This window comes from Ectothiorhodospira marina (genome assembly GCF_900109495.1).
GTDB classification, from domain to species: domain Bacteria; phylum Pseudomonadota; class Gammaproteobacteria; order Ectothiorhodospirales; family Ectothiorhodospiraceae; genus Ectothiorhodospira; species Ectothiorhodospira marina.
The window spans coordinates 77,050-89,883 of the sequence record NZ_FOAA01000004.1 but is presented as its reverse complement, the minus strand read 5'-3'; the positions used below and the strand labels follow the sequence as shown (position 1 = coordinate 89,883).

The window sequence follows — 12,834 nt, the reverse complement described above, 5'->3', positions numbered from 1 at the left end:
TGGTGCTTGTTGTTTTCACTTCACAGGCGAGGCCCGCTTCGCAGTGCATCCGGGTTACTGACGGGGGTTGTCCGATCCCTCTGATGATGGCCCATCCTCGTTGGGTACTGATGCGAGGGTGAGATCGCTGGTATCCACCTTCAAGGGAGGGTGGTCCCGGGGGGTGCCCAGGGTGACACCGGGCTCAGCCAGTGTCAGTTCAGACAGGTCCACCTCCAGGGGAGGAGGTTCCTCACGATCACTCAGATCGGTGCCCACAGGCGCCAGGGTCCAACCCGCCTCCGGGATCTGCGCCTCTGCACCGGATGGGATGGGCGGCTCGCCCGGGTCCTCGGTCGAGGTGGACGACGGATCAGGCTCCGGCGCGCAGGCCATCAGCCGGGCCAGTACACCCGCTTCCCTGAGGGAGGCCTGATATCGCCTGGCCGTGACCTCATCCACCCCTTTCTTGATGACCACGGGCTTACCCGACAGCATGGCCGCGGCCCGCGCCTCGGTGATACGAAACAGGCTGGCCAGGTTGGACCGCGCCGTGGCCAGGTCCACCCCTTCGACCCGTTCCCCGGTGAGTGCCACCAGATAGGCTTGGTCTCCCATGACGCCCCCTTATCACCATTCATCGCAAGAACAGATTCCCGACGAAAGCCGGCGCACACACCATTGCCGCTCACCAGCAGGCAGGCCCTGCATCAGGGCCTGCCTGCGATGGTCACGATGCCTCGGCCACCGTGGATTTTCCACCACCACGGGCCATCTTCAACTGCCACACAAGCAACGTGACTCCCAGGCCCAGGCCGACGATATCGCTGACCAGTTCACCGGAGATGGCCATCAGGGCACCAACGAACAGCAGTGTCCGCACCACGCGGTTGGCCATCCCGAAGAACCACCCCTGAGCGCCTGCTGCCAGCATGAACACACCCAGCAAGGCCGACAGGAAGCTTTGCGTGATCTGCCACCATTCACCCACCATGAGCACGGCCGGGTGATAGAAGAAGATGAACGGCACGATGAAGGCCGCCAGCCCGATCTTGAAGGCAGTCACCGAGGTGCGCATGGGCTCGGAACCGGCAATGGCCGCCCCCGCATAAGCGGCCAGGGCCACTGGCGGCGTGATTGCCGAGATCACCGCGAAGTAGAACACGAAGAAGTGGGCTACCAAGGGCTCGACGCCCATCTGGACCAGGCCCGGGGCCACCACGGAGGCGGCCACGGCGTAGGCGGCCGTGGTGGGCATCCCCATGCCCAGGATCACCGAGATCCCCATGGCAAAGAACAGGGCCAGCAGCTGACTGTTTTCCGCCACCGCCAGGAGCATGGTGGAGAAGCGTAGCCCCACACCCGTCAGACCAATGACACCAACGATGATGCCGGCACAGGCACAAACGGCAATCAACTGGATGGACATGCGTGCCGCCAGCTCCAGGGCCTTGGCAGACCCCACCAGGCCCAGGCGGAAGGGCGTGAGCCAACTGACGACCACGGCACTCATCAAGGCCACGGTACCGGCGCGGATGACCGAATACCCCATGAACAACGTCCCTATCAGGATAAGAATGGGCGCGAACAGGTAGACCTGCTTCAACAGCTTACCCACCTTGGGCAGATCCTTGGAGGGCAACCCCTTCATCCCTGTCCTGGCGGCCTCCAGATCCACCATGAAGTAAACGGAAGCAAAGTACAGCACCGCCGGGATCAGCGCGGCGATGATGAGTTCGGTATAGGGGATACCCGTGATTTCCGCCATGATGAAGGCACCCGCCCCCATGACCGGCGGCATGATCTGCCCACCGGTGGAGGCCGCCGCCTCGATGGCACCCGAACTGCGTGGGCTATAGCCCACACGCTTCATCAAAGGGATGGTCAGGGAGCCGGTGGCCACCACGTTACCGGCCGAGGTTCCGTTGATCATGCCCATCAGGCCACTGGCGAATATCGCCACCTTGGCCGGACCACCTCGGGCCCGCCCGGCGGCGGCAAAGGCAAAGTTCACGAAATAGTCACCCACCTTGGAGGCCTGCAGGAAGGCGGCAAAGGCGATGAACAGGATGATGTAGGTGGAAGACACCGCCGTGGTGGGCCCAAGGATGCCGTTATCGGTGTACAGATAGGTAAAGAAACGATCGGCATTGTACCCGCCATGCTCCAGCACCCCCGGCAACCAGGGACCAGCGAAGCCATAGAGGATGAAGATGGCCGCGATCACCACCAGCGCCATGCCGGCGACACGGCGAGTGAGTTCGAGGATCAACAGGATACCGGCCACCGAAACCCAAAAATCGGGCTGGGTGGGCATCACGCCCGCGCGAAATTGCAGGTCCGCCAGATGGAAGACCAGATAGGCACCCACCGACACACTGCTGGCCATCAATGACCAGTCGTACCAGCCGATGCGATCCGAACGGGGCTTGAAGACCCAGGCGAACAGGATGCCCAGCACGGTGGCGGCCAGCAGAGTCCAGCTGAAACTCTGGAATAGCCACTCGGGCATGGACCATGCGTCGTAGTCCCAGGCATGGCGCATGATGTAGGCGGCAATGATGGCACCCACGGAGTAGAGTGCTGCCCCCACGGTAATCACCATGGGCAGTAACTCAAGCAACCATCGTCGCCCGGGTGATTGATCGGCGGGCGGTACGCAGGCGGCGACAATGGCGAAACCGATCACCAAGGCCCCCGCCACGTGCAGAATACGGAAGGTCCATGTCTCCACAGGGAAGACATTGAGGACCAGCAGGTGGAAGCTGGTGTAGGTCAAACCCAGCGCAAACAGCAGCCAGTATTGCCAACGGGTGAGATTGCGCTGAGAGGAGGTGCCTTCCTCGGCGGCGGCCGCGGCGGCAGCGATATCTTTATCTTCAGCGGGGCCCGATTTTTCGGAGCTCGTCATGGGAGAGATCTTCTGAGCGTTCAGTGTCAATCAAGGCAACGCACCGTCCAGGGATGACGTGAGGCCGGAGCGTCAGTGTGGTTGAGGTCAAAAGCGTCGGGCCGCAATAGCGCGGCCCGACTCCTTGACAACCATCCTGGCAGCTTCTCAGCCCTCGTATTCGGGCGGAATCAGATCCTCGGGCACCTCAATACCCTTTTCCTGATAGTAACGCACGGCTCCCGGATGGAACCACATGAAATTGTTGTGCTCCATGTTTTCGGGCAGGGTTTCCCTGGCGGAACGATGCACGTTCATCATGCGGTCATTGTTGTCCAGCACCGTCTTCATGATCTCGTAAACCAGGCTCTCCGGCATGTCTTTATTGGCAATGGCGAAATTCCACAGTGCCACCGTGGCCTGATCCTCTTCCACCGTGCGATAGGTGCCACCCGGGATGACAATGCGGCTCACGGGGTGATTTTCCACCATCTGGGCGATCTCTTCCTCGTTGAGGGAGAAGATGTTCACCGGCTGCTGAGCCTCGATCTGACTGAAGGCAGAGATGGGCACGCCCGCGGCGAAGGCAAAGGCATCCAGGATACCATCCTGCACCTGACCCACCTGGTCAGCGGCACCACCGAAGCGCACACGCACATCCAGACCCAGGTCTTCAAAGAAGCGCGGCCAGAACATGCTGGCGGTGCCCCCACGGGGACCCACGCCCACACGCTTGCCGTCCAGATCGGACACGCTATCGATACCCGATCGCTGCAGCGCAACAACCTGCATGGGGGTCTGATACATGGGGAACATGGCACGCACGTTGCGCGTTTCCAGGCCTCTGGCCACCTGCAGCTTGCCATTCCAGCCTTCGAAGGCGGGCCCCATGGTGGTCATGCCGAATTCAAGCTGTCCCTGATGGACCAGCACCATGTTCTGGGCGGGGCCACCGGTGACCTCAGCGGACATATTGACACCCGTGGCTTCGTCCACAAGGCCCGCCCAGCCGGCGCCATAGATGAAGTAGGTTCCACCCTGAGAGGCGGTACCCACCTTGGCGGAGCTTGGCCAGTTGGCATGTTCATCCGCGGATACGGCGCCGCCCAGCGCCACCGCGCAACTCAGAGCGGCCACACCCGCCCAACGAATACAACTTTTCAGCATGGCAAAACTCCTCCTGGGAGTCTGGGGGCCGTTTTGGCCTCCCGTTCTTCTGGATGGTTTGAATCATGGGCCACCCGGACAGACTGCCATGTCTCCGCCGGCCGAGCCCGTTCCGGAAGATAGCATAGACCGGGTGCGGATTATTGCGGATTGATGGATTCGATTGAAATCGGCGGGCAAATTTTTCAGGTGAACTGCGTGGTGCACTACGGAACCGTGCCAAGGAGGCGGGTCAGTCCTCTGGATAGGCCAGTGCGTGAAGCTGCTCCACTGCCTGCTCCAGATGCGCCAGAAAACGCTCCGCCTCACCATCTTCAAGCTTGGCACTCAGCCGCGACATCAAGTGCTCCTGGCGGTCGTGAAGTTGTCGGGCCAGGCTCATCAGGCCAGCCCGTTCGTCGGTGCGCCGTGCTGCTTGCAGGTCCGGGTCGTCCTCGCCACGCTCCAGGGAAAGTTGCACCATTCGCCGCATGCGCTCGGCGCCGGCCTCCTCAGAGGCCTGAGCCAGTTCTTCGGCAAATACCTGGATGTCATGGATCTCCCCCATGAGGTCCTGCATCTCCTTGAGTTCCTTGATGAGATCCTTGCCACCCTCAAGCTCCCTGGCCACGGGTTCCAGCAGATAGCGCAGGCGTTTGCCGGCGATCCGCGCCTGGTGGACTTCCTCCTGGGTAGCATCGCTGCTCACCTTGTCCAGGTGAACCTGGAACTCCTCGGCAGCCTCGGTCAGGCGCAGGGCCGTGACCCGACCGAACGGTGGAGCGTCATCGTCCTTGTCCAGATCCAACCGTTCGTTCATGCGCTTGTGAAAACGCTTGAAGGCAGACGGTATTGCCGACCGGATGTCCGCATATTCATCATCGAGCCGAGACTGCAGACGCGCCTTCATCCACAGAAAACCCGAGCGCTGATGGGACTTGATGCGAGCCTGCTGGCTCATGAGCCAGGCCAGTTGCACCTCGGTATCCCGCGCCAGTCCGGTGCTGGATGCCAGATCCTTGGCGCGCTGACGCAGTTTCTTCGACAGCCACTGCTTTGCGTAGCCCTTATGGGCCTTGAGTAGACTGCGCAGGCGCCGCAGGGCCACCCGAAAGTCATGCAGGGCTTCGGTATCCGCGGGATCATCCAGTCGGTCGCAGGCCGCTTGGGCCTGGTCCAGATAGGTCCTGGCCAGGTGACGGACGGCGCGAGAGGCGGGTTGGGCTGCCAGGGCTTGTTTCATGGGGCTCCGGATCAATGGATATCAGGGGCGACATTAAGACCGAGCGAGATGACAGTATGATGAAAGTATGACAGCTGCGGAACATGCCAGGAAAAGGGCGGCCCTGAACAACAATGGCATTTGGGGCCGCTCACATCTGAATCCCCGCTGATCAATCGTCCTGACGACGGAACATGGAGTCCACCCCGTAGCGGCCGGAGCCTGCGATCAGGAAGGGCACCATCACAGCGGCATACAGCAGGGCCAACTCCTTGCTGGGACCACCGGTGGCAAACAGAGGGTCACCCCCATGGGCCATGAAGGCCGCCACCAGCATGGAACCCAGGATGGCCACTGCCGACGCCCGCGTCAGCAGCCCGGCGGCCAGCAGCAGGCCACCCATCCCCTCGGCCAGGCCGGCCATCCAGGCAAACAATTCGGGCGAGTGGAACCCGAGCCCTTCCACCATACCCACGAACCCCGGCGAAGGGGGCAGCTTACCCAATCCATGCCCAAAGGCCATCATCAGCCCGGCCGACACCCGCAGCACGGTCATGCCCGCATCGGTGGCCATGGAGGTGGGTGTCTGACCGCCGAAGAGCAGCTCGTTGAGATTCAATTGCATTCAGCTTCTCCTTTCAGCTTTTATTGATCGAGGGTGATGCGTACCCCGCCGAAACCGAGCGCATCCAGGCCGATAAGCGCATTCATATGACCGACGAGCGGGGCTACTTTGTGTTATCCAGATCTTACACTGAGAATCAGTAGCCAGTGTCCAATCCCCGTATTAGTGCACTGACAGAAGGGTTTTGTTCAATTCAATCGCCAGCGTGATGAGACCGATCGGTCTCGCGGCCCTTCAACCCACACGACCATATTCCTGGGAGCCGCTCAGCCAGCGGTCGATCAGCGGGTCCACGTGGTCAGGGTGTTCGGCGGTCAGCCGGCCGGCCGCGGTCTTCACGTCCTCCAGCAGGTCCTGATCGCGCACCATATCGGCGATGCGAAATTGCATCATCCCGGTCTGGCGGGTGCCCAGCACCTCGCCGGGGCCGCGCAGGTCCAGGTCGATGCGGGCGATCTCGAAACCGTCGGTGCTGTTGCGCAAGGCCTCCAGACGACGGTGGGCGGTCTGGGACAGTGGCGGGTGATACATGAGCACACAGGCACTGGCCGCCTCGCCCCGCCCCACACGCCCCCGCAACTGATGTAACTGGGCCAGTCCCAGGCGCTCGGCATTCTCGATGATCATCAGTGACGCATTGGGCACATCCACCCCCACCTCGATCACCGTGGTGGCCACCAGCAACTGCACCTCGCCAGCCTGGAACCGGGCCATCACCGCCTCCTTGTCCCGGGGCTTCATGCGCCCGTGCACCAGCCCCACACGGATACCCTCCAGGGCCTCTTCCAGCTGGGCATGGGTATCCTCCGCTGCCTGGGCCTGCAGCACATCGGATTCCTCCACCAGTGTGCACACCCAGTAGGCCTGGCGCCCCTCACCAATGGCGTGATGAATCCGCTGCACCACCTCTTCGCGCCGGTCATCACTGAGCGCCACGGTCTTGATGGGTTTGCGCCCCGGTGGCAGCTCATCAATGACTGAATAGTCCAGGTCCGCGTAGGCGGTCATGGCCAGGGTGCGGGGGATGGGGGTGGCGGTCATGATCAGCTGATGGGGCAGACGCCCGTCCCGGGCGCCCTTCTCCCGCAGTGCCATGCGCTGGTGCACACCAAAACGATGCTGCTCATCCACCACCACCAGGGCCAGATCCTGGAAGGTCACATCTCCCTGGAACAGGGCATGGGTGCCCACGGCCACCCGGGCCTGGCCGGTGGCCAGCGCCTCACTGGCCTCGCGGCGGGCCTTGGCCCCCTGCTTGCCCGAGAACCAGGCGACGTCAACACCCAGGGGTTCGAGCAGGGCCTTGAAGTTGCGATGGTGCTGCTCGGCCAGGATCTCCGTGGGCGCCATCACCGCCGCCTGATAGCCCGCCTCCACTGCATGCAGACAAGCGGCCACGGCCACCAAGGTCTTGCCCGCCCCCACGTCCCCCTGCACCAGACGCAGCATGGGATGGGGCCGGGCCATATCGTTCACCAGCTCATGGATCACACGCTGCTGGGCCCCGGTCAGCGGAAACGGCAGGCTTTCCAGCAATCGCTGCGGGAGTTGACCGGCTACCCGCACCGGGGGGGCGGGCTGATCCGTGGTCCGTGCCCTGACGCGACCCAGGCTCAGGTGATGGGCCACCAGTTCCTCGAACGCCAGTCGACGCTGGGCCGGGTGGCGGCCCTCCAGCAGGCTGGACACGGGGGCATCAGGCGGCGGGCGGTGCACGGTGCGCAGGGCCGTGACCAGATCCGGCAGCCCTGCCGAATCCAGGATATGCGCGGGCAACCACTCGGGGATCCGGTCCAGTCGGGCCAGGGCCTCGTCGGTGAGCCGACGCAGGCTCATCTGGTGCAGCCCCTCGGTGGTGGGATAGATGGGCGTGAGGGATTCTTCCACCACGGCCTCGCCCTCACGCAGGATGCGGTACTCAGGATGCACCAGTTCCATGCCCGCCTTGCCCATGCGGGCCTCACCGAAACAGCGCAGGCGGGTGCCCCGGGCCATGGCCTGCTGCTGGGCACCGGAGAAATGGAAGAACCTCAGGGTGATGCCGCCGGTGCCATCGCTCAGATGCACCAGCAGCATGCGTTTGGACCGTGCCACCACCTCGGTATGATCCACCTCCCCTTCCACCACGCCCTCGTCTCCGGGTCGCAGGCCACCCATGGGTACGAGGCGGGTGCGGTCCTGGTAGCGGGCCGGCAGATGAAACAGCAGGTCGGTGACGGTGGCGATGCCCAGGCGATCCAGCCGGGCAGCCATCTTCGGGCCCACCCCCTTGAGGGCGGTGATGGGTTCAGTCATGGGTGCGTCCGTTGCGTGGGGAGTCAGGCTTACTCCAGCACCATGATGGCATCCATCTCCACCTGTGCGCCCTTGGGCAGGCTGGCCACGCCGATGGCGGCGCGGGCCGGATAGGGCTCGGCAAAGTACTGGCTCATGATCTCGTTGACGGTGGCGAAATGCCCCAGGTCGGTGAGAAAGATGTTGAGCTTGGCAATATCGTTGAGATCCCCTCCGGCGGCCTCGGCCACGGCGGACAGGTTATCGAAGACGCGGCGCACCTGATCCTCCATGGGCCCATCCACCAGCTCCATGGTCTCCGGGATGAGCGGGATCTGGCCGGACAGGTAGACGGTGTGACCCACCTTCACCGCCTGGGAATAGGGGCCGATGGCCTGGGGGGCCTTGGGGGTGGCAATGATCTCGCGTGCCATGGGGACTCCTCTTGGGGAAGGGTGAAGTCTCTATTGTGTCATGTCCCACCACGGGAAGGGTGTTGCAACCTTCCACCAGGCAGCCAGCCTTTCTCCCTTCTCCCCTCCGGGGAGAAGGGCCGGGGATGAGGGGGCGGCGGGCACAACCTATGCAGGCAATACCGTCTCCCGCGCCAGCAGATCCTCCAGGGTCTCGCGCCGGGTGATCACATGGGCACGATCACCCTCCACCATCACCTCGGCGGCCCGGGTTCGGGTATTGTAGTTGGAACTCATCACGTAACCGTAGGCACCAGCGGAACGCACCGCCAGCAGATCCCCCTCCTCCAGCACCAGCGAGCGCCCCTTGCCCAGGAAGTCGCCGGTCTCGCAGACCGGGCCCACCACATCATATTCACGGCTTTCACCGCCGCGCGGCCGCACCGGCAGGATATCCATCCAGGCATCGTACAAGGCCGGGCGAATGAGATCGTTCATGGCCGCATCGACGATGGCAAAATCCTTGTGGCGAGTGGGCTTGAGATACTCCACACGGGTGACCAGCACCCCGGCATTGCCGGCAATCGCCCGGCCGGGCTCCAGCAGGATCTCGTAGCCGGTGCCCTTGAGTTCGGCCAGCATCGCCTGGGCATAGTCGCGTGGCGAGGGCGGGGTCTCATCCTGATAACGGATGCCCAGGCCGCCGCCCAGGTCCAGGTGTTCCAGGTGGATACCCTCCCCTTCCAGGGCTCGGGTCAGCAGGATCACCCGGCGCAGGGCATCCACGAATGGATCCAGTGAGGTGAGCTGCGAGCCGATATGGCAATCCAGTCCCGTCACCCTGAGGTGGGGCAGAGCGGCCGCCTGGCGGTAAAGATCCAGGGCATCTTCCACGTCCACCCCGAACTTGTTCTCCTTCAGGCCGGTGGAGATATACGGATGGGTGCCGGCATCCACGTCAGGATTCACGCGGATGGAGACCGGGGCGATCATGCCCAGCCCGCCGGCCTCCCGGTTCAGGCGCTCCAGTTCCGCCACCGATTCCACGTTGAAACAGCGGATGCCCACCTCCAGGGCCCGGCGCATCTCTCCCACCTGCTTGCCCACGCCCGAGAACACCACACGCTTCGGGTCGCCCCCGGCCCGCAGCACCCGCTCCAGCTCACCGCCGGAGACGATATCGAAACCCGCCCCAAGACGGGCCAGCACGTTCAGCACCGCCAGGCTGGAATTGGCCTTCACCGCGTAGCACACCAGGTGGGGGTGATCCCCCAGGGCATCGTCAAAGGCCTTCCAGTGGCGCTCCAGGGTGGCCCGGGAATACACGTACAGGGGCGTACCATGGGCCTCGGCCAGGGCTTGCAGACTCACGTCCTCGGCACAGAGAACGCCGTCCTGGTAATTGAAATGATCCATCCGTCGATATCCGGTTCGGGGTCGGGCCGATGGCCCGGGGTGGGTTGTGTGGCAGTGAACTGAAGGGCCTAGGGGTCGGCCCGTCGATCCTCGTCATCGGGCAGGTACAGGTCGCCGCGCTGACCGCAGCTGGAGAGCATGCTGGCCGTCCCCAGTATCACGACCACGGCGATGAGCAGCAGATTGGACCAGCAGAAACGCATGGTAAGAACCTCAAGAGTCAGAGGACGCCTCGGCGCCCCGGTATGCCACATCCACCACCTCGTAGCGGACCACCCCACCCGGTGTTTCCACCTCCACCTCATCGTCCAGGTGCTTGCCCAGGAGGGCCCGGGCCACGGGGGAATCCAGGCTGATCCAGCCACGCTCCGGGTCAAACTCATCGGCACCGACAATGCGGTAGACCACTTCGCGACCCGAGGCATCGGCCAGGGTCACCCAGGCACCGAAGAAGACACGGGCCTGGTCCGTCGGGGGATCACGCACCACCTGCAGGGAAGGCAGTCGCTTCTGCAGGTAACGGATGCGCCGATCGATCTCCCGCAATTCCTTCTTGCGGTAGATGTATTCCGCATTCTCCGAACGATCGCCTTCTGCTGCCGCGGCAGACAGGTGGCGGGTCACGTCGGCTCGTCGCGTCCATAAACCCTGTAGCTCCGCCTCCAGGGTCGCATGACCCTCGGGGGTGATGTAAGGAGATGAACGGGGTTGCGGCGGGCGCCAGCGTGCCATGGGCGAAAGACCTTATCAATCAATGACTGAAGCATACCAATCTATGGCGCCGATGAGATGCTCAGCTATCTGACATTTCCTTGACCGTGTGGGTCACCACCCGGTCAAGGGTGGTCCGGCATTGGACAATATCCCCCAGCACAATGATCGCTGGCGCCTCCAGGCGCTCCCGGGTGATGGTCTCGAGCAAGGTGGCCCGCGTGGCGATCACCACCCGCTCCTGGGGCGTGGTGGCCGAGGTCACCACGGCTGCCGGGGTGTCCGCAGCCATGCCGCCATCGGTCAGACCCTGGAGGATATGGGGCAGGTTCTTGATGGCCATGTACAGCACCACGGGCTGCCCCAGACGGGCCACCAGGGTCCAGTCGATCCCCTCCGGCGTGGGCTTGCGCCCGGCGCCATGGCCGGTGGCCAGGAACACCGCCTGATTCACGCCCCGGCAGGTGGCCGGAATGCCCACGGCACTCAGTCCCGCCAGACCCGAGGTGAGGCCCGGGATCACGCGATTGGGGATCCCCTCCTCCAGCAGCGCGGCCACTTCCTCCCCGCCGCGACCGAACATGAAGGGATCGCCCCCCTTGAGACGCACCACGCGAAAGCCGCGCCGGGCCTGATCCACCAGGGTGGCCGTGATGTCGTCCTGATGAGTGGAGGGTTTGCCGCCGCGCTTGCCAGCGAAGATGCGTACCGCGTCGGGGCGCACCATGGCCAGGGTTCTGGGGTCGATCAAGGCATCGTGCACCAGCACATCCGCTTGCAGCAACGCCGAGAGCGCATGCAGGGTCAGCAGCCCCGGATCACCTGGCCCGGCGCCCACGATCCAGACCTCGCCCGGGCGCATGCGCGGCAGCCCCGGGATCAGGGCATCCAGTGTATCCAGCGCCGTGCCCATGGTGGGTTGGCTTGTCCGGGACAGTGAATTCATCGATCAGTATACTCCGTGCTATGTCTGAGCAGACCCCTACGCCCCCCAAACAGGGTACGGCCCTTCAACGCGGTTGGACCACGGGGGCCTGCGCCACCGCGGCCACCAAGGCAGCCTTCACGGCCCTGGTCAGTGGTCAGTTCCCGGACCCTGTCCAGGTGACCCTGCCCAAGAACCGCACCCCGATGTTTTCCCTGGCGGTGCAGGAACGGGGGGATGGCACCGCCATGGCGGGCATCGTCAAGGACGCCGGGGATGATCCGGATGTCACCCACGGCGCCCTGATCCGGGCCACGGTGCGCCAGGGCGCACCGGGAAGCGGCATCACATTCACCGCTGGCGAAGGGGTGGGCATGGTGACCCGCGCGGGCCTGCCCATCCCGGCGGGCGAACCCGCCATCAATCCCTCGCCCCGGGCCATGATGCAACAGGCCGTGAGCGAGGTAGCCGCACAGTTTAACGTGCCCGGCGACCTTGAAGTGGAAATATCCATCCCCCAGGGGGCGGAAATCGCCAAGGATACCCTGAATCCCCGCCTCGGCATCATCGGCGGACTGTCCATCCTGGGCACCACGGGCGTGGTGATCCCCTTCTCCTGCTCGGCCTGGATCCACTCCATCCAGCGGGGCATCGACGTGGCCCGGGCCGCGGGCCTGCCTCATGTGGCCGGTTCCACCGGCCGCACCTCCGAGAAGGCCGTGCAGGCCCATCATGGCCTGCCCGAAGAGGCGCTCATCGACATGGGGGATTTCATCGGCGGCATGCTCAAATACCTGCGCACCCACCCTGTGCCGCGCATCACGGTGGCCGGCGGCATGGCCAAGATCACGAAGCTGTCCCAGGGTTTCATGGATGTACACTCCCGACGCGGCCAGGCGGACCTGGGGCAATTGGCGGATCTGGCGGCCACGGTGGGGGCCGATGAACCCTGTCAGGACAGGATTCGCCAGTCCAACACCGTGGCTGAAGCGTTCGACCATGCCCGGGCGGCGGGCGTTCCCATCGGCGACGCCGTGGCCCGGGCGGCACTGCACTTTGCCCTGCACCTGATCGACCCCCAACAGAGCCAGTTGGAGATCCTGGTGTTTGACCGCTCCGGTCATCTGGTGGGCGAGGCCACCTCGGCCCCGTAGGCCCTCACCCCAACCCCTCTCCCGCCAGCGGGAGAGGGGCTCAATCATATTACCCTCTCCCCAAGGGAGAACACGCCGG

Annotated in this window: 12 protein-coding genes; 1 reads left to right on the top strand and 11 read right to left on the bottom strand. The window is 64.1% G+C overall.

Annotation, left to right across the window (positions count from 1 at the left end; translation table 11 throughout):
* Window positions 1-54 precede the first annotated feature (54 nt).
* The 11 genes from BMY52_RS05260 to cobA all read right to left on the bottom strand — a co-directional run bounded on the left by BMY52_RS05260 (window position 55) and on the right by cobA (window position 11,622).
* The gene (locus BMY52_RS05260) at window positions 55-597 is read right to left on the bottom strand and encodes a hypothetical protein (RefSeq protein ID WP_090251816.1); all 543 of its coding nucleotides are present in this window, start codon (window positions 595-597) and stop codon (window positions 55-57) included.
* 112 nt (window positions 598-709) lie between these two features.
* Window positions 710-2,890 (bottom strand): TRAP transporter permease, encoded by a 2,181-nt coding sequence (locus BMY52_RS05255; protein ID WP_090251813.1) that lies wholly within the window; start codon window positions 2,888-2,890, stop codon window positions 710-712.
* A gap of 147 nt (window positions 2,891-3,037) precedes the next feature.
* Window positions 3,038-4,036: a TAXI family TRAP transporter solute-binding subunit gene (locus BMY52_RS05250; protein ID WP_090251810.1), complete on the bottom strand. Its 999-nt coding sequence runs from the start codon at window positions 4,034-4,036 to the stop codon at window positions 3,038-3,040.
* A 232-nt stretch (window positions 4,037-4,268) separates the two neighbouring features.
* Window positions 4,269-5,258: a CHAD domain-containing protein gene (locus tag BMY52_RS05245; protein ID WP_090251808.1), complete on the bottom strand. Its 990-nt coding sequence runs from the start codon at window positions 5,256-5,258 to the stop codon at window positions 4,269-4,271.
* A 151-nt stretch (window positions 5,259-5,409) separates the two neighbouring features.
* Window positions 5,410-5,862: a DoxX family protein gene (locus BMY52_RS05240; RefSeq protein WP_090251805.1), complete on the bottom strand. Its 453-nt coding sequence runs from the start codon at window positions 5,860-5,862 to the stop codon at window positions 5,410-5,412.
* Window positions 5,863-6,096: 234 nt separating this feature from the next.
* Complete coding sequence (gene recG / locus BMY52_RS05235; protein ID WP_090251802.1) at window positions 6,097-8,157, bottom strand: ATP-dependent DNA helicase RecG; 2,061 nt, start codon at window positions 8,155-8,157, stop codon at window positions 6,097-6,099.
* Between the two features lie 29 nt (window positions 8,158-8,186).
* Window positions 8,187-8,570, bottom strand: coding sequence for a RidA family protein (locus tag BMY52_RS05230; RefSeq protein WP_090251799.1), 384 nt, complete (start codon window positions 8,568-8,570; stop codon window positions 8,187-8,189).
* Window positions 8,571-8,717: 147 nt separating this feature from the next.
* Window positions 8,718-9,965, bottom strand: coding sequence for a diaminopimelate decarboxylase (gene lysA / locus BMY52_RS05225; RefSeq protein ID WP_090251797.1), 1,248 nt, complete (start codon window positions 9,963-9,965; stop codon window positions 8,718-8,720).
* Between the two features lie 68 nt (window positions 9,966-10,033).
* Window positions 10,034-10,168: an LPS translocon maturation chaperone LptM gene (gene lptM, locus BMY52_RS05220; RefSeq protein WP_090251794.1), complete on the bottom strand. Its 135-nt coding sequence runs from the start codon at window positions 10,166-10,168 to the stop codon at window positions 10,034-10,036.
* Window positions 10,169-10,178: 10 nt separating this feature from the next.
* Complete coding sequence (gene greB / locus BMY52_RS05215) at window positions 10,179-10,697, bottom strand: transcription elongation factor GreB (protein WP_090251791.1); 519 nt, start codon at window positions 10,695-10,697, stop codon at window positions 10,179-10,181.
* A 61-nt stretch (window positions 10,698-10,758) separates the two neighbouring features.
* Window positions 10,759-11,622, bottom strand: a complete 864-nt coding sequence (gene cobA / locus BMY52_RS05210) for a uroporphyrinogen-III C-methyltransferase (protein WP_218140395.1) — start codon at window positions 11,620-11,622, stop codon at window positions 10,759-10,761.
* A gap of 20 nt (window positions 11,623-11,642) precedes the next feature.
* Here cobA and BMY52_RS05205 point away from each other — a divergent pair, with 20 nt between their 5' ends.
* The gene (locus BMY52_RS05205; RefSeq protein ID WP_090251786.1) at window positions 11,643-12,755 is read left to right on the top strand and encodes a cobalt-precorrin-5B (C(1))-methyltransferase; all 1,113 of its coding nucleotides are present in this window, start codon (window positions 11,643-11,645) and stop codon (window positions 12,753-12,755) included.
* Window positions 12,756-12,834 lie beyond the last annotated feature (79 nt).